Annotated in this window: 19 protein-coding genes and 5 pseudogenes; 10 read left to right on the top strand and 14 right to left on the bottom strand. The window is 42.2% G+C overall.

Going from position 1 to position 19,164, the window contains the following annotated elements:
• Complete coding sequence (locus tag DYY67_RS00940) at positions 1 to 819, top strand: hypothetical protein (RefSeq protein WP_166389948.1); 819 nt, start codon at positions 1 to 3, stop codon at positions 817 to 819.
• Between the two features lie 210 nt (positions 820 to 1,029).
• Here DYY67_RS00940 and DYY67_RS11385 read toward each other — a convergent pair whose 3' ends face one another.
• The 4 genes from DYY67_RS11385 to DYY67_RS10340 all read right to left on the bottom strand — a co-directional run bounded on the left by DYY67_RS11385 (position 1,030) and on the right by DYY67_RS10340 (position 2,445).
• Positions 1,030 to 1,266, bottom strand: coding sequence for a 5-formyltetrahydrofolate cyclo-ligase (locus tag DYY67_RS11385; protein WP_320415889.1), 237 nt, complete (start codon positions 1,264 to 1,266; stop codon positions 1,030 to 1,032).
• Between the two features lie 309 nt (positions 1,267 to 1,575).
• On the bottom strand, positions 1,576 to 2,148 hold the full coding sequence (locus DYY67_RS10330) for a bifunctional 5,10-methylenetetrahydrofolate dehydrogenase/5,10-methenyltetrahydrofolate cyclohydrolase (RefSeq protein WP_320415904.1): 573 nt from the start codon (positions 2,146 to 2,148) through the stop codon (positions 1,576 to 1,578).
• Positions 2,097 to 2,300, bottom strand: coding sequence for a tetrahydrofolate dehydrogenase/cyclohydrolase catalytic domain-containing protein (locus DYY67_RS10335; protein ID WP_255492583.1), 204 nt, complete (start codon positions 2,298 to 2,300; stop codon positions 2,097 to 2,099). The genes DYY67_RS10330 and DYY67_RS10335 overlap by 52 nt, the downstream gene beginning before the upstream one ends.
• Complete coding sequence (locus DYY67_RS10340) at positions 2,209 to 2,445, bottom strand: tetrahydrofolate dehydrogenase/cyclohydrolase catalytic domain-containing protein (RefSeq protein WP_255492584.1); 237 nt, start codon at positions 2,443 to 2,445, stop codon at positions 2,209 to 2,211. Before DYY67_RS10340 ends, DYY67_RS10335 begins: the two co-directional genes overlap by 92 nt.
• Before the next feature lie 68 nt (positions 2,446 to 2,513).
• Between DYY67_RS10340 and DYY67_RS00955 the strand changes: the two genes are divergently transcribed.
• The 7 genes from DYY67_RS00955 (at position 2,514) to DYY67_RS00980 (ending at position 5,572) form a co-directional block, all read left to right on the top strand.
• Entirely contained in the window at positions 2,514 to 2,804 is a 291-nt protein-coding gene (locus DYY67_RS00955; RefSeq protein WP_166389950.1) for a hypothetical protein, read from the top strand.
• The gene (locus tag DYY67_RS00960) at positions 2,737 to 3,057 is read left to right on the top strand and encodes a hypothetical protein (RefSeq protein WP_166389952.1); all 321 of its coding nucleotides are present in this window, start codon (positions 2,737 to 2,739) and stop codon (positions 3,055 to 3,057) included. Before DYY67_RS00955 ends, DYY67_RS00960 begins: the two co-directional genes overlap by 68 nt.
• Before the next feature lie 33 nt (positions 3,058 to 3,090).
• Positions 3,091 to 3,237, top strand: a complete 147-nt coding sequence (locus tag DYY67_RS00965; RefSeq protein WP_166389954.1) for a hypothetical protein — start codon at positions 3,091 to 3,093, stop codon at positions 3,235 to 3,237.
• Positions 3,234 to 3,380: a hypothetical protein gene (locus DYY67_RS00970; RefSeq protein WP_255492585.1), complete on the top strand. Its 147-nt coding sequence runs from the start codon at positions 3,234 to 3,236 to the stop codon at positions 3,378 to 3,380. Before DYY67_RS00965 ends, DYY67_RS00970 begins: the two co-directional genes overlap by 4 nt.
• A 134-nt stretch (positions 3,381 to 3,514) precedes the next feature.
• Positions 3,515 to 4,861, top strand: a complete 1,347-nt coding sequence (locus tag DYY67_RS11390; protein ID WP_320415890.1) for a S53 family peptidase — start codon at positions 3,515 to 3,517, stop codon at positions 4,859 to 4,861.
• Positions 4,761 to 5,183: a fibronectin type III domain-containing protein gene (locus DYY67_RS00975; RefSeq protein WP_320415905.1), complete on the top strand. Its 423-nt coding sequence runs from the start codon at positions 4,761 to 4,763 to the stop codon at positions 5,181 to 5,183. Before DYY67_RS11390 ends, DYY67_RS00975 begins: the two co-directional genes overlap by 101 nt.
• A gap of 161 nt (positions 5,184 to 5,344) precedes the next feature.
• A complete protein-coding gene (locus DYY67_RS00980) occupies positions 5,345 to 5,572 on the top strand; it encodes a fibronectin type III domain-containing protein (RefSeq protein ID WP_255492587.1) in 228 nt (75 codons plus the stop codon).
• Positions 5,573 to 5,627: 55 nt separating this feature from the next.
• Here DYY67_RS00980 and purN read toward each other — a convergent pair.
• Positions 5,628 to 6,245 (bottom strand): annotated as a pseudogene (purN, locus tag DYY67_RS00985) (phosphoribosylglycinamide formyltransferase).
• Between the two features lie 156 nt (positions 6,246 to 6,401).
• Here purN and DYY67_RS00990 point away from each other — a divergent pair.
• Entirely contained in the window at positions 6,402 to 7,367 is a 966-nt protein-coding gene (locus DYY67_RS00990) for an MBL fold metallo-hydrolase RNA specificity domain-containing protein (protein WP_166389960.1), read from the top strand.
• Positions 7,368 to 7,395: 28 nt separating this feature from the next.
• Here the strand turns inward: DYY67_RS00990 and DYY67_RS00995 are convergent, their stop codons facing one another.
• From DYY67_RS00995 to DYY67_RS01015, 6 genes and pseudogenes are all read right to left on the bottom strand, one after another.
• A complete protein-coding gene (locus tag DYY67_RS00995) occupies positions 7,396 to 7,869 on the bottom strand; it encodes a response regulator (protein WP_320415906.1) in 474 nt (157 codons plus the stop codon).
• A 130-nt stretch (positions 7,870 to 7,999) separates the two neighbouring features.
• Positions 8,000 to 9,070, bottom strand: a complete 1,071-nt coding sequence (locus tag DYY67_RS01000; protein WP_255492588.1) for a UvrB/UvrC motif-containing protein — start codon at positions 9,068 to 9,070, stop codon at positions 8,000 to 8,002.
• Positions 8,968 to 9,585, bottom strand: coding sequence for a GIY-YIG nuclease family protein (locus DYY67_RS10345; RefSeq protein ID WP_255492594.1), 618 nt, complete (start codon positions 9,583 to 9,585; stop codon positions 8,968 to 8,970). Before DYY67_RS10345 ends, DYY67_RS01000 begins: the two co-directional genes overlap by 103 nt.
• Positions 9,575 to 12,393: pseudogene (gene uvrA, locus DYY67_RS01005) on the bottom strand (excinuclease ABC subunit UvrA). The gene DYY67_RS10345 and the pseudogene uvrA overlap by 11 nt, the downstream one beginning before the upstream one ends.
• Positions 12,386 to 14,326: pseudogene (uvrB, locus tag DYY67_RS01010) on the bottom strand (excinuclease ABC subunit UvrB). Before uvrB ends, uvrA begins: the two co-directional pseudogenes overlap by 8 nt.
• 95 nt (positions 14,327 to 14,421) lie before the next feature.
• Entirely contained in the window at positions 14,422 to 15,054 is a 633-nt protein-coding gene (locus DYY67_RS01015) for a pyridoxamine 5'-phosphate oxidase family protein (protein WP_166389962.1), read from the bottom strand.
• Positions 15,055 to 15,128: 74 nt separating this feature from the next.
• On the opposite strand from DYY67_RS01015, the gene DYY67_RS01020 reads away from it, so the two are divergent.
• Entirely contained in the window at positions 15,129 to 15,539 is a 411-nt protein-coding gene (locus DYY67_RS01020) for a hypothetical protein (RefSeq protein ID WP_166389964.1), read from the top strand.
• Between the two features lie 38 nt (positions 15,540 to 15,577).
• On the opposite strand, the pseudogene DYY67_RS01025 reads toward DYY67_RS01020, so the two are convergent.
• From DYY67_RS01025 to DYY67_RS01035, 3 genes and pseudogenes are all read right to left on the bottom strand, one after another.
• A pseudogene (locus DYY67_RS01025) lies at positions 15,578 to 16,640 on the bottom strand (LLM class flavin-dependent oxidoreductase).
• A 133-nt stretch (positions 16,641 to 16,773) separates the two neighbouring features.
• On the bottom strand, positions 16,774 to 18,099 hold the full coding sequence (locus tag DYY67_RS01030) for an HD domain-containing protein (RefSeq protein ID WP_166389966.1): 1,326 nt from the start codon (positions 18,097 to 18,099) through the stop codon (positions 16,774 to 16,776).
• Positions 18,100 to 18,168: 69 nt separating this feature from the next.
• Positions 18,169 to 19,114 (bottom strand): annotated as a pseudogene (locus tag DYY67_RS01035) (iron-containing alcohol dehydrogenase).
• Positions 19,115 to 19,164 lie beyond the last annotated feature (50 nt).

The raw sequence follows: 19,164 nt of genomic DNA on the forward strand, positions 1-19,164 counted from the left end.
ATGAAATCAAACAAAACGACCGTGATATTGCAGAAAGGAGAAACAAAATACAAATTAATGAAAATCATTTTTACCAATGATGGTTCGTACTCTGTTACAGCGCCCTATCACAATGAAAAGAAGGCATGTTTGTTTAAAGCTGCAGTAGACTATCGAAAACATGAACAATTTCTCTCTCTTAGCGATACAATAGATAATGTGGAGTTAGATGACGATGATCTTGCTCTAAAGATATCACATCATCCATCTGGCTTCTTACATTTTTCAGGAAAGGGAATTACATCAAGACAAGATGCTGATGGCACCATTACAGGCATAGGCATACAATCATGGCCACTTAGTGCGCCGGTCCCAGGTCCTGCATTCTATGTTAAAATTAAAAATTATCAGGATATGATTAAAACCGCTCAATCGGGGGCTGAAGATTTATGTGTAAATTTGGAAACAATCTCTGCAGATGAGGACAATACTAACACAATTGTGGAAGGATTCTTCATCAGGCAACAATCTCAAAGATACATCTACAAGGAAAATGGTTTAGAGTATATTTCCCTCATACATTCAAGTGGAGTCATTATGAAACTACATGTTGTAAGGCCGGCAAAAATTAACCAATATTTTGGATTTCTAGGTCTTCACATTCATACCGAAGCATTGAATTCATCTTTGACGTATGCTGAGTATAGTTTCTCTACCTCATCAGGTGACGTAGTATGTGATGAAAACAAACAACTACTAACAGGTACTTGTCTTTACGCCATGTATCCAAATATCACAAATGAAAAATTACCATCGTTAAATTGGCCACCAAAACTCTAGTCATATGGAAACTATGAATCAATTTTTGTAAACATGAACTTTTACGACAACTACATATTTTTCCTCACAAAAGGAGCTCTCCGCTTTGCACGGCTAGGATTGAAAAAACAAAGGGGCGAATTTTCCTATTTTTTCCTATTTATTCAAAATGTCGGAAAAACAGGATCTAAACATGCAAAGAAAAACCAATTAAAATTTAATTCTATTGTACTATGACTTGGGATAAATTATCTTGTCTTCTGTAACGATACAGTCCATTCTGATATCATGTCCGTCGTGCGGCATTGCCTTTACCACCTGTTTTGAATATGACAAGGCAATATTCTTTGAGCGCTTGCCGTTAAGATACCTGTCATAGTACCCAAATCCATATCCCAACCTATATCCGTCCGCTGTCAGCGCAATTGCAGGAACCAAGATAACATCGATCTTTTTGACGGTTCGCACCTGTCCTTTGGCTCCATCACAGAAAAATTTCCCATCTCAAGGTCTGAAAAACTAGATATCTTTTTGAAGACCAAGTCGTTTTTTTCAACCTTTGGAAGAGACAGTCTCCTTTCCAGCATTTAGTATCTCCTGCATGATATCCTGCGTGTGAACCTCACTTCCTATGGAATAGTACACCCCAATGCTTGCGGCATTTCTGTAATACTCTATCTTTCGCAGGTTGTCGCGAATCTTACCGCTTGATATTTTATAAAATCAAGCGAGGTGCCATCTCGCTGGTCTAAGAGCTGTTTGCGAAGCTGCGCCTTTTCAACGGTTTGTGACAAATCCCTTACTAATTGAAGCTGCAGTAACCGTGTTTCTTAAAAGCATCGCTCTAGTCATGGGACCTACACCTCCAGGAACAGGCGTCGCATATGATGCCTTTTTGATTATTCCATCATAGTCTGCGTCTCCTGCAAGCTTGCCGTTTACCCTGCTTGTCCCAACATCAATTACGACTGCGCCTTCCCTTATCATGGAATCAGTCAGGGTAAAGTGCGCCCTGTTGCCTACTGCAGTAATCACAATATCTGCACCAAGGCATTGCTCTGCCAGGTTTTTGGTCTTTGAATGGCATGTGGTAACGGTGGCATCTCTTTCAAGCATCAGATGGTATAGCGGCTTGCCAACCAAGTTGCTTCTGTTTATGATTACAACGTTTTTTCCAGACAACTCGATGTTATAGTAATCAAATAGCTCCATTATCCCAAGCGGCGTGCATGGCTTCAAGATTGCACGACCAGAGGCCAAAAGTCCTGCATTGTATGGCGTAAGGCCGTCAACATCCTTTATTGGTGATATTCTAGATATGGTAGAAAACTCGTCAATAATTTTGGTAATGGCAACTGGACCAGGATTCCGTGAACTGTTTTGTCATTGTTTAGCAGATTGATTAGGCTGTCAAGCTCCATCTGGGTGAACTCTTGTGGCAGCCTGTGGTCTTTTGTGGCAATGCCAACGTCTGCACAGTCTTTTTGCTTGCTTGTGAACATATGACGAGGATGCGGGGTCATCGCCAATCAGAACTGTTGCAAGACACGGTTCCACTCCGTCGTTTTTGAGCTCTGCAACTGATGCCCTGACTAGATCCTTGACAGAATTTGCAACTGCGACACCGTCTATCTTTTGTCCTGTCAAACACTTTTGAGTAATTTTTTGGATATTTAATCTTTGGAACTTATTATCTCAAACTACATTGATTTCTCATGAACCTAAGGGAAGCAGAGGCTGTAATTCGGGAAACACTTGACCAGATAAAAAAACATGAAATCGAGCTGCACCAAGGATGCGTTGCATGCCATGTCATATTTTCAATAACGCAAAAGTCTGGCAGGTCAGAGCAAGATGCTGCAGACTTGATGTCTCAGGTATCTGACAGGAGACCCAGAATTGAATTCAGAGCTCATCGAGACTGTAGAGCAGATACACATGACAGAGAGAAACATGGGAGGCGTATTTGCAGCCCGAGAGCGAGAGTCAAAGGACAGCTACCTTGAAGCTTACTTTGCAAATGTGCTCGATGAGCTTACATCCGACCTAAAGCATGCAACACATGATGTCATACTGCGAAAGTTACTGCTAAGCTACATGTCGCTGTACTTGGCACAAACAATTGGGGTGGACTATCATGCAGCAACAGAAGAGCTGTACTACTTGCTTCGAAAAGATGATGGAAAAAATTCCAAGATTGCGCACATTATTGCAAAATTTGAAGAAAAGATAAAAAAGCAAGAGTCTGGCATGCGCTAGAGTCATTAAGATCTCAGGTGGACATCAAAACCATTGAAGATAGAGTTTGATACAAAAAAATACGTAAAAGACATCTCAAAAGGAAAGTCATATTTTCACACATTTCTAAACCGTGAGAATATTGCAGCAGGCGTACCTCAGGCTGGCACCAGGTCAGGAAGACACGCAGGCTCCGCATGAAAGTCGATGAAGTGTACTATATCGTAAAGGGGGACGGATTTTCTGAAACATTGGAGGAAAGGATTACACCATATCAGAAGGAATGTCGTATTTTGTGGCAAAAAACATTGAACACAAGTTCCATGGAAACAGGCAAGAACTAGTAGTTGTCTATTTTTTTAGCGGGCAAGACTCGTAAGGCCTGTATTTTAGCGCAGGCTCTGATAATAGTTTTAAACATAATTGGCAGTTAAAGCTGAGTTGTCCTTTTATGTAAAAAACTTGGCAAAATTCAAAATTGAACAGAAATCTTGCCATCTCTGTACTGGTTCTAGTATCGATGATATCTGTCATGACAATGTATCCCGTATATGCAACAGGCTCTGGCCCAAAATGGGACGCACGTCCATATTTTCAACTAGGCGGCAACGCCACCTCATCTCCAGAAGGACTTAACACGACTCAGGTCTGGAACGCCTATGGCTTTTCAAATCTAAGCTGTTCCATGGCAAGCAGCGTGGGATGGGATTACGTAAACCTCTGTGGACATGGACAGGTAATTGCAATAGTTGATGCCTATGACGATCCTACAATCGAGAACGACCTTGCAACATTTGACAGCCATTGGGGTCTGCCTGACTGTACCAGTGCAAACGGGTGCTTTGAAAAAATAACCCCTGACGGAACTCCAAGTGCAAACTCGACGTGGGCACTAGAGGAGTCACTTGATGTCGAGTGGGCACATGCAACAGCGCCTGGCGCAAAAATAATACTTGTTGAATCACAATCAGATAAATTCCAAAATCTACTTTACGCGATAAATTACACTGAAACCAAGACCGGTGCAGAGCAGGTCTCAATGGGCTGGGCCGTTCCAGAATTTCAAAACGAAACTGTATATGATTCCTATTTTGCCAAGTCAGGCATTGTCTTTTTTGCACCTTTGGGAAATGGACACCTGTACCCCTCTGCATCTCCATACGTGCTATCTGTTGGAGGAACAACACTTGGCATATCTGCAGGAGGTGTGGTAAAAAGTGAGACTGCATGGAGTGGAAGCTCTGGCGGACAAAGCTACTATGAACAAGAGCCGCAATATCAGACAGTATATGGTATTGACAGCGGGGGCAAACGAAGCGTGCCAGACGTATCCTATGACGCAAACCCAAGCACGGGCTTTTCAGTTTATGATTCTACTGTATACAACAACCAGACAGGCTGGTTTCTAGTTGGAGGCACCAGCGCAGGTGTACCGCAGTGGGCAGCAGTTGCAGCAATTGCAAACAGCCAGGGCGCTGGACTTTCATCATACAAATTCACGGCAAGCTCTAGTCTTTACACTGCAGCTACTGGCACACTATACTCTGCCAATTACCGAGATATCACTCAGGGGGGAACTGCTATCAACCCGGCAACACAAGGGTATGACTTTGCATCTGGACTTGGAAGCCCTGTATCCACACAAACTGGTATCTTTTCTGTCACCCAAACCAACAGGATCATCAATCCCGCTAAATCTTACTGCAGTTGCATCAAACAAGCACATATCGCTTACATGGCAGCCTCCATCTTTTACTGGGGGATCTCAGATAACAAAATATCATGTCTACAGGGGTGCAGCACTTGGAGGAGAAATGATGATTGATACAATATCTCCAACCAACCAGTCCTATTCTGATTCTTGGCTTGAAAACGGAGTGACATATTACTATTATATCACTGCAGTAAATGCAGTTGGAGAATCGCATGGCTCAAACGAGGCACATGCCACTCCGGGAATCGCGCCAGCTGCTCCGCAGAACCTTGCAGCTGAAATGACAGGTGACAATGTTCTGCTTACATGGCAGCCTCCATCTTCTACTAATGGCTCTGCAATAATACCAATACAACGTGTATCGCGGCACCTCTCCAGGTGGCGAAGTACTAATCAAGTCAATCTCAAACAAGACTACATCATATGCCGATAACACTGTGCAAAGTGATCAAACCTACTACTATTATGTGACTGCAGTAAACGCAGACGGAGAATCTGTACCAACAGGCGAGGTCTCAGTAACCGCACCTGCAACAGTACCATCATCGACCGCAAAGCCTAGTAGCAATTGCATCAAACAAGCAAATATTGCTCATGTGGCAGGCATCTTCTCTGACCGGCGGCTCTCCGATAACAAAGTACAACATCTATGGCGGTGCATCACCTGGAGACGAGACGTTTGTTTACTCTGTCTCGCCTAACGTCTTGCAGTATACAAATGTCGCACTTGTCAACGGTGCAACCTACTACTATTACGTGACTGCAGTAAACTCTGTTGGGGAATCACAGAAATCAAACGAAATATCTGCCACTCCTCGTTGATATTTTTTATACAAATCCTGCTGACAAATTAAAACCTGAAAGATACTATACTTGCCTAGCGCAGAACAACTTTTCTGCCACTTGTCTTTATCTTGCCTTCTGCAACAAGTCTGACTGCCTTGGGATAAATTTCGTGCTCTTGCTTGAGTATTCTCTTTGAGAGACTCTCTTCTGTATCATCGTCTTTTACCTTGACTATTGATTGCAAAATTATGGGGCCTGTATCGACTCCCTCGTCAACAAAATGCACTGTACACCCTGAATATTTTACGCCATATTCAATTGCCTGCCTCTGTGAATGCAGTCCTGGAAATGCAGGCAGGATTGCCGGATGTATGTTGATGATCCTTCCCTTGTAATGCTGATAAATTCTGGACTCATTATTCTCATAAATCCTGCAAGGCAGATTAGGCCATTTTTTGGAGCGACATTGTTTTCTTCAAGTACTGATACTAGTTTTTTGTCATACTCCCAGCTGCCTCCCTTGAGTCCTGAGCTGTCAACTGTTACAGTCTTGACTCCAAGTTTTTGCGCAATCTTCAGTCCTCCTGGCGTTAGGCTTGTTTGATATCACAACTGCAGGATGAACTGGAATCTTTTTCTTTTTGACTGCGCGCAGTATTGCCTCCATGTTAGAGCCGCGCCCTGAAATCAGGATTGCAAGATTTTTCATTATATCATGATCCAGTCTTTACATAAATAAACATCTTCTCTAAGATCAAAAAAGATCGTGTTTGAATCGCTTTAGATCAGGTGTTGCACTGGATCAATCTTGCAATTTATATCAGATGCAATTCCTCGAAATCTCAATTTGAGACAAGTCGTAAAGATGACATCTAATGGTATTTTTGTATCAGGCCAAGACGGCACCAAGATACACCTTGATCCAAAAAAAGGAACAGGTGACGGCATAACATTTGTGTCCCATGCTCATATAGACCACCTTCACAGGCAGAGCGGGGGGCTGGTCCTGACATCACAGCAGACAAGCGAGATTGCAAAAATGCGGGGATATTCTATTGAGAACTATACTGAAGAGTATGAGAATTTTTCACTAATTGACGCAGGCCACATTCTTGGAGCAAAAGGGCTCTTGTTTGGCGATGGCATCTTCTATACTGGAGACATTAGCACACGAGGGCGCGCATTCATGAAGGGCGCACAGGTACCACGATGCAAGGTTCTGATAACAGAGTGCACATTTGGGATGCCAGAATATGTGTTTCCTCAAGTGGAAGAAACAGTCAGGCGCGTCAATGAAATCATATCTGACATGTACTCTAGGGGAAAACCAGTCATTCTCTTGGGCTATGAGCTTGGAAAAGCCCAGATTCTGTCATACTTGTTTTCACACTGGGCGCCATACTACCACGATTCTGTAAAAAAAGTAAATGATGTCTACAGAAGGTTTGGCGTAGACCTGCCTGATTCTCTTGGGCATTCGCAGGCAGAGAGTGCGGGGCTTTTGGACAAAAAACCATGGCTTATGATTGCGCCAAACATGAGCGGCAAGAATATCTTTGTGCAGCACATGAAATCAAAATATGACGCAATAACAATTGGCTTTAGCGGATGGGCACAATCTCCAAGGTTTGCATTTGCGCGACAGCATGATTATACCATACCGCTCAGTGACCATTGCGATTACAACGAGCTTGTACAGCTTGTAAAACAATGCAATCCCGAAAAAGTCTACACCGTACACGGATTTGTAGAAGAGTTTGCGTCAGATTTGGTCAAGATGGGTTATGATGCACAACCACTGACTGAAAATGCACTAGATGATTATTTTTAAATATAAATCCTAAAATCGCAAACTCCAATTAATTCATATTTTTTTTATTAAAATATTGGGGATTGTGAATTGAATTGTTTTTTGATCTCTCCAAAAGATTCTTCAGTATTGTGTTTATCTCTTGGAGTCGGGCATTTTTTACTGCAATCTCATCGAGCAGTTTCTCTTTTACTTTGAGAACCAGTCTGTTTGTCTCAGAAACTACCTCGTTGATATCATAAGGCTTGTAAATTATGGCAGATGCGTCAAGCTTTAACAGTTTTTTCCTAGTCTCCTCTGTTGCGTCAGCTGTTATCAATATGACAATGGCATCTGGCTGCATCTCTCTTATTTTTCCTAGAGTGTAAAATCCGTCGGGGTTTTCCATCATGACATCCAAGAATACTACGTCTGGCTCTAGTTTTTTGTAAATCTTGACTGCCGTTGCTCCGTCGTATCCTTTTCCAAGTACATTGATGCCTTTTATCTTTAAAAATTCACAAAGAACGGAGACCGTGTCAATACGTCATCGTCGATAACTATGGCAGTAATTCCTGGCCTATCAGGGTCTTCGCGTGATCTGCAAGAAATTCCATTTATTGAATGAAACCCCAAGTGTGTATTTTAGATAATTCTTGTCTGGTTTAAACAAACTAATCTGAAGAAAACTTTCTCAATGTCCTGTTGTATGCAACGCCAAATCTATGTGCCTCGTCTCTTGCATACTGGAGAACCTTTAGCGCAGAATTGTTTTTTGGCAAGACAATTGGGCTTTTTAGGTTTGGGTGGTAAATTTCTTCATTTTCTTTGGCAAGTGAAATGATAGGTATGCTGACACCTGCAGTTTTTAGCGCGTCTTGTGCAGCATTTAGCTGACCCTTGCCGCCGTCTATGAGTATCAAGTCAGGCATCTTTGATTTTTCCTGCCGCAATCTCAGGTATCTTCTTTTTACCACCTCGTTTATCATTGCAAAGTCATCTCTTCCCTGTACTGTTTTTATTCTAAATTTTCTATATCCTGATTTTGATGGCTTGCCGTCAACAAGGCACGACATTGAGCCCACCGCATAGTCTGCGCCATGGTTTGAGATATCAAAACATTCTATGGTTCTTGGAATGTGTTCAAGATTCAATTTCTCTTGCAGCTCAACCACTGCAGGGTCTGCGCCCTTTGACAGCAAGAGATCAATGTTTTTCATTACAAGTTTTATCATGTCTTTTCGTTTTCCGCCTGTTGGTATAATGATGTTTACCTTGAATCCTCCAGTGCGGGAAAATATTTCTTCAAGAATCTCTTTTTCAGCAGGCATCTGGTTTGTCACTATATACTTTGGAATCGGATTTGAGGAATAGTACTGCGACAGAAAACTTGAAAATGAATTGTCTGCCACAAGATCAAATGAAAAAGTGTTCCTGTCTTTTATCACACCACGAGTCTGCCTAAAACTCATGACATGCGCAGTCTGGTCCTGCACCTTGATTCCAAAATATTCCTCGTCTGCGCCTCCAATTGTTTCCATTTTTTGTCTTGTCTTGAGATTTTGGAGTCTCTGCAGGGTTTCGCGAATCTCCTTTGCTCTTTCATACTGTAAATTGGATGACGCGTCTTTCATCTCAGATTCTAGTTTTTCAACAAAATCTCCCAGTCTTCGTCTTCCTTTGAGAATAGATTCAAGCTCTGAAACGTGTTCGGGTATTTTTTTTGCGCGTCCTTGAACTGGCATGGCGCCTCACAGTTGCCAAGGTGATACTCTAGACATGCCTCTTTTGGCAGCCTCTTGCATATTCTGATCTTAAACGTTTTTCTTAAAAGTCCGATTGAGAGCATCTTTGAGCTTCCATGGGTAAATGGACCGTATACATGCCCCTTGCCAAGGAATTCTCCAGTCCTTGTCCTTCTTGCCACCATGAGGCGAGGAAACTCTTCGTTTGTAATCCTAAGGTACGTGTATCGCTGCTGGTCTTTTAGCTCGATATTGTAGGGTGGCCTGTAGCGCTTGATCATGTTGGATTCAAGCAAGAACGCCTCCTCCTCATTGTCAGTTAGGACAAATTCAATGTCTCTTATTTTTTCAACAAGTTTCTGGGTCTTGTAGTTCTGGTTTTTGACAAAATACGACCTGACACGGTTCTTCAGGTTCTTTGCCTTTCCTATGTACAGTATGCCATTTTTGCCATCTTTCATGATGTAGATGCCAGAGTGTGACGGAATGTTCAGCGACGAAATATCAAGTGCCATTTTTCAAGATTCGCTTTAGGTACTGTCCTGTGTAGCTTCTTGGATTCTGAGAAACTTGTTGCGGAGTTCCGGTTGTAACAATTGTGCCGCCTCCGTCTCCGCCTTCAGGACCCAAGTCGATTATCCAGTCTGAATTTTTGATAACATCCATGTTGTGTTCTATGATTATGATGGTATTTCCAAGCTTTACCAAGCGGTTTAGCACTTCAAGCAATCTCTGAACATCGGCAAAATGCAATCCAGTTGTTGGCTCGTCTAGTATGTATACCGTTCTTCCGGTATCTCGCTTTGAAAGTTCGGACGCAAGCTTGACACGCTTGGGCCTCGCCACCTGAAAGCGTTGTAGCAGCTTGGCCAAGCTTGATGTATCCTAATCCACATCAAAAACTGTCTGGAGTTTTCTCTGGATTGAGGGAATGTTTTTGAAAAACTCTAATGCCTCTTCAACTGTCATTGAAAGTATATCTGAAATGTTCTTGTCTTTGTAGTGAACCGCAAGTGTTTCAGAGTTGTATCTTTTTCCCTTGCATTCATCGCATACAACATATACGTCTGACAGAAACTGCATCTCTATTTTTTTGACCCCGTCTCCTTCGCAGGCAAAACATCTGCCGTCTGCCACATTGAACGAAAACTGCCCTGGTGCATATCCTCTCTCTTTTGATAGTTCAGTCTCTGCATACAATTCCCTGATTGGCGTGAACGCGCCAATGTATGTGGCAGGATTTGAGCGGGGGGTGCGTCCTATTGGGGACTGGTCTATTCCTATTACTTTGTCAATCTCGTCTAGTCCTGCTATTGCCTTGTGCCTTCCGGGCCTCTCAATGGAGCCGTAGATGTCTTTGGCAAGTGCCTTGTAGAGTATGTCGTTTACAAGCGTGGATTTTCCAGAGCCTGATACGCCTGTTACAGTAATCATCATCCCCAGGGGAAACGAGACGTCTATTCCCTTGAGGTTGTTCTCTGCTGCACCTTTTACAATGATCTCGCCTTTTTTTGCAGACGCTCTTTTTTCAAATTTTATTGCATCGTGATTTTTAAGATACTGCCCTGTTACAGATTCCGAACTTTTCAAAATGTCATGTATTGTTCCCTCAAAGACCACATTTCCTCCATGCACACCTGCGCCAGGCCCCAAGTCAATTATCCAGTCAGAGCTTCGCATCACTTCCTCATCGTGCTCTACGACAAGTATTGTATTTCCAAGGTCTCGAAGCTTTGTCAGGGTCTTGATGAGTTTTGCATTGTCTCTTTGGTGAAGCCCGATTGTTGGCTCGTCAAGCACATAAAGTACGCCTGTTAGGTTTGAGCCAATCTGGGTTGCAAGCCTGATTCTTTGTGCCTCTCCACCTGATAGGGTGGAGCTTACCCTGTTTAGCGTAAGATAGTTCAGCCCAACATTTCTTAGAAATTCAAGTCTTGATAAAACCTCTTTTAGAATTGATTTTGCAATATATTTTTCAGTCTCGCTTAGCTGGAGATTTTTGAAAAACTCGTAACACGAATCAATTGATAAATCACAGACATCCATTATGGACAATGAGTTAATCTCTACTGCAAGCGATTCGTCCTTTAACCTTCTTCCCTTGCATGTGTTGCACGGGGTTTCTCGCATGAACCTGCTCAGATCTTCTCTTTTTGATTCAGAATCTGTCTCTGCAAAATTTTTCTGCAAGCTTGGTATTACGCCATGAAAAGTGTTGGTATACTCCCATCTTGAATCAGTTGACTGCGATTCATATGAAAACTTGACAGCCTCCTGGCTTCCATACAGGATGATATCAAGTTGCTTTTGCGACATTTTGTTAATTGGAGTCATTAGGTCAAAGCCGTATTTTTTTCCAACATCTCGCAGAGTCTGCCTCCTAAATGACGAAAACCTGCCTGACCATGGAACTATGGCCCCATCCAGAATGGATTTTGTCTTGTCAGGAATTAGCAAGTCAGGCTCAAACTCCATCTTGACGCCCAGTCCGTGGCATGTCTTGCATGCGCCAAACGGCGAGTTGAACGAAAATCCTCTTGGCTCAAGCTCGCCTATTGATATTCCACAAAATGGGCATGCGTTGTTCTGAGAGTAGACTTTTTCTTGGACATCTACGACCATGACATCCCCTTTTCCTGCCTTTAGTGCAGTCTGGATTGATTCGTAGAGCCTGCTTTTCTCCTCCCAAGTTGCCTTGAGCCTGTCAACTACAATTTCTATATTGTGCCACTTTTGTTGTCAAGTACTGGAAACTCGCCTGTAATCTCTATTATTTCCCCATCTACTCGAATTCTAGAATATCCTTGTTTTTTTACATCGTCGAATATTTTTTCATACGTTCCTTTCTTTCTTCTAACAAGCGGTGCTAGAACCATTATTTTTTTTCCTTCTGATTCTTTGAGGATTGATTCGCAGATTGATTCTATTGACTGGTTTGATATCTTGCGCGCGCATCTTGGACAGTGGGGAGTTCCAATTCTTGCATACAGTAATCTGAGATAATCGTAAATCTCTGTTATTGTCCCAACAGTAGACCTTGGGTTTTTGCTTGTGGTTTTTTGCTGGATTGATATTGCAGGTGATAACCCCTCGATTGAATCAACATCGGGCTTGTTCATCATCTCAAGGAATTGCCTTGCATAAGCTGACAATGACTCGACATATCTTCTCTGTCCTTCTGCATATATTGTATCAAATGCAAGCGTTGATTTTCCAGAGCCTGATAGGCCAGTAATTACAACAAGTTTATTTTTTGGAATGTCAACATTGATGTTTTTTAAATTGTGCTCCCTTGCACCTCTGATGATGAGTTTGTCATTCATTTCTTAACTGTCTCTGTATTTTGGTCAGTTTATCACGGTATTCAATAGCGTTTTCAAAGTCCAGATCCTCGGCATAGCGCTTCATGGTTGCCTCTATCTCAATTGCAAGAGTCTGCAAGTCATGCTTTGACATGTGCTTTGTCTCTTCGAGTACTATTGTCTGAGAAGGTATTGCCTTTACGATGGTGGCAGGCGTGATTCCCATCTTTTTGTTGTATTCTAGCTGCCTGCTCTTTCTTCTTTCTGTCTCTGCCATGGCAAGCTTCATCGATTGGGTGATCTTGCTTGCATACATTATCACGGAACCGTCTACGTTTCTTGCTGCCCTGCCAAATGTCTGAATGAGGCTGGTAATGTTTCTCAGAAAGCCTTCCTTGTCTGCATCAAGTATGGCAACAAGGGACACCTCAGGTATGTCAAGGCCCTCTCGCAAGAGGTTTATGCCACTAGAACATCAAATTCGCCAAGCCTTAGCTGCCTTATTATCTCAGTTCTCTGGAGGTTTTCAATCTCCGAATGGAGGTATCTTACCTTGACCTTGTTTTTAGACAGATACTCTGCCAGGTCCTCTGCCATTCGTTTTGTCAGTGTAGTGACAAGCACGCGCTGATTTCTGTCAACGCGTTTTTTAATTTCCAAAATCAAGTCATCCATCTGCCCTTCGGTCTTTCTTACCTCTACTGTTGGGTCTACAAGACCTGTTGGCCTGACTAGCTGTTCTACTATCTGAAAACTTTTCTTGCGTTCATACTCTCCAGGTGTTGCAGAGACAAAGATTGTGTTTTTTTCATATTTTTCAAATTCTTCAAACTTTAGAGGCCTGTTGTCAAAAGCGCTGACAAGTCTGAATCCGTAATCAATTAGAGATTTTTTGCGCGTATGGTCACCGTTGTACATTCCGTGCAACTGCGGCAAGGTGACATGTGATTCATCAACTACTAGCAAAAAGTCATCGCCAAAAAAGTCAAGAAGGCAAAACGGAGGCTCGCCTTCAATGTCTGCCGTCAAAATGTCTTGAATAGTTTTCAATTCCAGAACAATATCCAAGCTCTTCGATCATTTCTAAATCATATTTTGTTCTCATCTCAAGTCGCTGTCTTTCAAGCTCGCGCAACTGTGGCAGTCTTTCTTTTAGTTCATTTCTTATAGACTCGACTGCCTTTTTTCTGACATCTGCTGCAACAAGATAGTGTTTTGCAGGATAAATCTTGATTTGCGAGACTTGTTTTTTTTCTGCAAGAGATACAGGATCACAGATTGATATCTTTTCAACATCGTCTCCGAACATGGAAATTCTTACAACAGAATCAGAATATGCCGGAATGATGTCAATTGTATCGCCCTTTATTCTGAATCTGCCAGGCAATAACTCCGTATCATTTCTGTCGTATCTTGCATTGACTAGTTTTTTGATCAAAGATGTTCTGCCAATCTCAGAGTCTTTTTCTATTGTAATTGACATCAGCTCCCACTCGCGAGGTGAGCCAAGTGAGTAAATGCATGAGACGGTGGCAACAACTATGGTTGGCTCCCCTGAAAGGAGCATGGCAGTTGCCTCTAGCCTCATTTTTTCAATTTTTTCGTTTATCTGGGTGTCTTTTTCAATGTAGGTATCAGTCTGTGGTATATAGCTCTCGGGCTGATAGTAATCGTAATAGCTTACAAAATACCCGACATTGTTTTTTGGGAAAAACTGTTTTAGCTCAGAGTAAAGTTGAGCGGCAAGCGTCTTGTTGTGCGATATGACAAGCGTATTTTTTCCAGTCCTTTGTATGGCGTTTGCAACTGTAAATGTCTTGCCGCTTCCTGTAACACCAAGCAGGGTCTGGATCTTTTTCTTTCTGATCCCTTCTGCTAGCGCATCTATTGCCTGGGGCTGGTCCCCTGTAGGGGTATAGTCTGATACTATCTCAAAGGTGGGATTTTCAAGCAAGATTGTACTTGTTTGTGTCTATTCCTAACTAAAACTTTGAGTTGCTTTAATCACTAACTGGGTGTTTGCATGTATTTTCCGTGCTAGTTGTATTCCTACCAGAGCGGGTCTTCTGATATGTCAAGGCCGTCTCTTGTCTGCTTTATGCCCATTGTTTTGACTGTATCTTTGGCAGTGGGAGTGTTTCTTTCAAGGATGAGCTTTGCAAGCGTAAGTCTTGTTTTTTTGTCCAGGTGCTGCCCTATCTTGTATTTGCCGCGCATTGTTTCTGGCACTACTTTGATGATGGCAACCTCATCTACCACGTGCATCTCAGGTGTTATCTTTTCATATTTTCCTTCTGGCTGGTACTTTTCCATAAGCGAGTTTAGCGCAAACACTTTTTCAGCCCTGTCTGAGACTATGCTCCCGCGCCCCTTTATCACGACACTTATGTAAAACGTGTCTGCCTGCGATGCATCTGTTGGGTGGCTAAAGTATGACGGCAGAAACTCTAGACTGTGGTCGACTTCAAAGCCGACCTTTGGGTTTCTTGTAATGTTTTCAAGTTTCTCTCCTTTGACGTGAGAGTGCATGTATACTGCGTCTTTTGCGTAGACAAAATTCATCGGTATTATCTGCGGGTATCCGTCCTTGTCTATGCTGCAAACACGACCAGTTTCCTGGCTGTTTAGAAATTCGATTATCTTCTCTCTTGATTTTATCTCCAGTCTTCCAAGTAACTGCATGGATCAGTGATTCTACTTGTTGTTATTTTTGCGTATGCTTTAATGGTTAAATTAGGGTGAGTATACCGTAACATATGAGATCTGGCAGCCGTGGATCTACTTTTGGGACATTTATGATAATTGGCACTGCAGTTGCCGCATTTTCAAGTTTTGTGTACCGTCTGTTTGGGGATACAATTCCAACCATATTTTGGGTGCATCTCAAAGAAGTTGGCGCTGCACTGATAATGCTTGCAGTCTTTGTATTTGCAGTTGCATGGCTGCTCAAGGCAAAACCTCACAAAAAACCACAGCACTATTTTGTCAAGGTCTTTGATCTTTTCGGGCAAGAGTTCAAGATTGAGGGCATGAGAACTGAATTTAAGACACATGATGTAGCATGGAGCTTTATGAAAAACTACAAAAAATCATATCCACTGTACAACTTTGCGCTAGTCTCTGATCTTCCAAATTCTGACAAGATGACTATATTTCGATATCTTTAGGAAAAATAATTTATTATTTTCTTGGGTTGTTTTGGTCTTTAAAGTATCGGCAGTACTGTAGAGCCAAACTTGTCTATTGAGCCAAAGTATCCTGAACCCCAGAATCTCACAATAAAGTGGTTGACTCCTGCTTTTATGAATCTCTCAAAGACTGGTATAATGTCGTCTGGAGTGCCAATGCCAATTGATGAGCGTGCTACCTTGTCTGGAATTGTCTGAGCGGCCTCTCTCATCTTTACTATCCATTCTTGATTTGACATGGAATATTCCGTGAAATATTTCTTAAAGTCAAAGCCTGCAACATCTTCAATTCCGTGCACCTTGAGCACTTCGGGCTTGAACAAGCTGACCTTTACTGCATTTTTCATCTTGGCCCATGCAACTTCTGTATCGTCTGCAAAGTAAACATCGATATCTACACCGAACTGGAATTTTGAATCATCTCTTCCATTTTCCTTCATGGATTGCTTGATTGATTTGACATGCTCCTCGTAAAGTTCTGGGGTGTATCCTATTGGAATCCAGCCATCACCATATTTTCCGCACAGTGCAAGCGTCCTTGGTGCACCTGCTGCCATGTATATTGGGGGGATGTGGTTTTCTAATCGGAGCTGCCTGCAGGCATGCATTGTCAAGTTCGTAATACTCTCCCTTGAAACTTACCCGATGATCAGGCGATGACTCAAAAAGTAATTTAATCACTTGAAGCTGTTCTTCGAACCTTCCAACTGGCTTGTCCCACTGTATCTTGAACTCTTTGATGTTTTGGGCCTCACCTGCACCGATGCCAAGCGTGCCTCTTCCATGTGATACTCTGTCAAGTGTAATGCTGGCTAGCGCAATATTTGATGGATGTCGTCTTACTGCATCTGTGACACAAGTTCCAAGCTCCACTTTGTTTGTAATGGCAGCTATTGCAGAGAGCATGACCCATGGGTCATTTACAATTGCATGATTCCATTGCGGGACATTGCTGTGGTCCATGTACCAAATCGAATCGTACCCTACCTTATCAGCCAAAACGCAAGCTGTTAAGATTTGATCCTCTGTTAACCCGAGACGGGCAACATTCAACCCCTGTTGAATTCCAAACTTGATCATATTTTATCCGAAACCCTGTCGCAATTTGTTCATTTGAAAGCGGTATTTAAGTTTAGTAAGGGAAGCGGTAATCGTCGTTTGAAGCGATAAAGTGGCAGTAAAATCTGGCAGGCTGCTAGATTGTAGACAAATTTTACAGCTTAACCCTATAGTAATCCCATCTTTCAGGATCAAACTGCCTCACAAACTCAATTTTCTCGTTACGCTTTTTCCTTTCCTGTATTACGTCCCTTAGGGCAAAGCTTGCAAGATACTTGTATCCTTTGGATTGGGACTGCATCAAAAACAACTGGCGCATCTCGCGCCCGCCCTTCAATCCCCAGTATCCCATTTTCAGTGCAATGGGCTCCAAAAATACAGTATCATTTTTTCCAAAGTGTGGGTCGTCAATATCTGAGCGAAGCTTATAGTTTTCAAGTGAACTTCCCTTTACAAACCCAACCACGGGACCATTCTCGTTTCCAATCCTTAATGTGTTGAGCAATGTTTTTGGATCCCGCACAGAGTCTGCAAAACTTGCCTTCAAAAATTGTAGAGGATATGGCAACTCTTGGAAAATTTCAAAAAGTGCGTTGATAAATTCATCTCCCTGACGTGTTGTGATCTGGTCAATTGTGGGCACAAGCTGCACCTTGTCGTAAATCACTGCAGCTTGATTTTGTATCTCGTTTTCACGAAGCCTCATGAATCCCAATACGTTGTCCATAAATGATTTGCGCATAGTTCTTGGCAGAGCCCCCAAAATTTGATTGCACATCTCTGATTCATTGTTTAAGAGATCCTCAAAATATGCAACAGAGCGAATTGCTATCAAATTGGGGTGCCATGCCAAAGAATGTGCGTTCTTTTTTGCCATCTCAAGCGCATATGAGAAATCACCCATTGCATAACCGGCAATCCTGTCTGATACTGAAAGAAACCATCCAAGTCTGTTGTAATGCTCCATCTTTGACGAATCATCCCTTGTAATATCTGACACGGAATGAAAATGATCAATTAGTAATTCTGCTTTTTCTTTATTTTCTCCTACCCAAGGATACGTTGTTCTCAATATCATGGCTGATATGATGTTGGGGTCTATGTCAGATTCTTTTAGTAACGCCTCAAGTGTTTTGTCAGTCTTGACAAAATTTACTGCGTCTGGCTCGTGTGGTTTGTCGATTCTTTTCTGCGGATCGTAATCGTGGAACAAGGCTGCGACAAAAAGATATTTTGTATCGTCTTTTGTAATGAGATTCTGCTGGCTCTGCCACTGTGCTGCCAAGAGTGTGACATATGTTACTTCCAGCTCGTGGATTATGTTGTGATATCCATAGTAATCAATACCTAGCCCTTTTTGGTGGAACAGGTCTATTGTATAATCAAGTATCTTCGAATAGCAAGAGGACTCTAACCCGCTCTGATTTAATGTCTCTAATATTTTCCCCCTGAGATTGCTCGTGCTGTATATCTCTTGCATTGGAACTTTTACTTGTATGGTACAGGTACCATAAAAGCTTAATTGGAAATGAAATTGGGTGTAGTTCTCTTACATTTTGCCGTTGACAATGTCTTGCAAGAGTTGCATGACATCCTGTTTTGTCACCGGCAGTGGATTTGGATCGAGGTGTCCCTTGTCTGTCATGATGACATCTGCAGCTTGATCAACAGGTGCCTTGAGAACAAGTTTGTCAAACTTTAGCTTCTCTATCACTTCCTTGAATTTGTCGTAGAAGATCGACTTGTTGAATCTATGTGCCACTGTAGTGCAAGATGATAGCGAGTATCCATGTGGCACTCCTTCGTTTGAAAATGCATATGATAATGCATGTCCTAGTGTTGTCGATGCATTGCCAAAACCAATCCCGGACAGCATGGAGCCAAATGGATAATTTTCTGGCTTGTTGTTCATTATCGCATCATACAAAATATCAAAAGCAGACTTGCACATCATTTTTGTAAACTCGTTTCCTCTCTTGCTGTCATAGCCTTCTGTTGCCTGAGCACATGCATCACACACTGAATTTTTGACTATGGCTTCTGGAGTTCCGTCCATAAAGTAAGAGTCAATGACTGCAACATCGGCAAGAAATCTTTCATCTTGCAAGAGCTTCTTTTTTCCTTCAAACTTGAGTACGCAGTATGTTGTCATCTCTGCACCTGTAGCCAAATGTTGTTGGAATGAGTATCTTTGGTATCTTCATCTCCATGCCTGCATATTTTGCAACATCAAGTGAGCTTCCACCGCCAAGACCAATTATGGCAGATGGATTTTTTGGCTTGAACTCTGCGACAACTCTATTCACTGTTTCAATAGAAGGCTCTGGTTCAACCTTGTCATATAGCATGTAATCTTGAATATTCATCTTGGTAAGCCATTTCTTTGATACATCGGGAGGTGCTGTTGTAACAACTAGGGAATTTTTTGGATATTGTGTATCTGATAATGCGTCTTTGCCATAGTTAATCGTCTTTGGCATTCTTACTGTATTCATAGAAAAATAAGATTTTCAATTATTATTATACTCTTCTTTGGTCTGGCATC

Origin of the sequence: Candidatus Nitrosotalea sp. TS, from assembly GCF_011319465.1 — an archaeon.
Lineage (GTDB): Archaea > Thermoproteota > Nitrososphaeria > Nitrososphaerales > Nitrosopumilaceae > Nitrosotalea.

Bases quoted from the DNA above. Each gene is read 5' to 3' on its own strand.
- DYY67_RS00940 (WP_166389948.1), top strand. From the start codon at position 1: ATGAAATCAAACAAAACGACCGTGATATTGCAGAAAGGAGAAACAAAA.
- DYY67_RS10335 (WP_255492583.1), bottom strand. From the start codon at position 2,300: ATGTTCACAAGCAAGCAAAAAGACTGTGCAGACGTTGGCATTGCCACA.
- DYY67_RS00955 (WP_166389950.1), top strand. From the start codon at position 2,514: ATGAACCTAAGGGAAGCAGAGGCTGTAATTCGGGAAACACTTGACCAG.
- DYY67_RS00960 (WP_166389952.1), top strand. From the start codon at position 2,737: ATGACAGAGAGAAACATGGGAGGCGTATTTGCAGCCCGAGAGCGAGAG.
- DYY67_RS00970 (WP_255492585.1), top strand. From the start codon at position 3,234: ATGAAAGTCGATGAAGTGTACTATATCGTAAAGGGGGACGGATTTTCT.
- DYY67_RS00980 (WP_255492587.1), top strand. From the start codon at position 5,345: ATGTGGCAGGCATCTTCTCTGACCGGCGGCTCTCCGATAACAAAGTAC.
- DYY67_RS00990 (WP_166389960.1), top strand. From the start codon at position 6,402: ATGACATCTAATGGTATTTTTGTATCAGGCCAAGACGGCACCAAGATA.
- DYY67_RS01000 (WP_255492588.1), bottom strand. From the start codon at position 9,070: ATGCCAGTTCAAGGACGCGCAAAAAAAATACCCGAACACGTTTCAGAG.
- DYY67_RS10345 (WP_255492594.1), bottom strand. From the start codon at position 9,585: ATGGCACTTGATATTTCGTCGCTGAACATTCCGTCACACTCTGGCATC.
- DYY67_RS01015 (WP_166389962.1), bottom strand. From the start codon at position 15,054: ATGCAGTTACTTGGAAGACTGGAGATAAAATCAAGAGAGAAGATAATC.
- DYY67_RS01020 (WP_166389964.1), top strand. From the start codon at position 15,129: ATGAGATCTGGCAGCCGTGGATCTACTTTTGGGACATTTATGATAATT.
- DYY67_RS01030 (WP_166389966.1), bottom strand. From the start codon at position 18,099: ATGCAAGAGATATACAGCACGAGCAATCTCAGGGGGAAAATATTAGAG.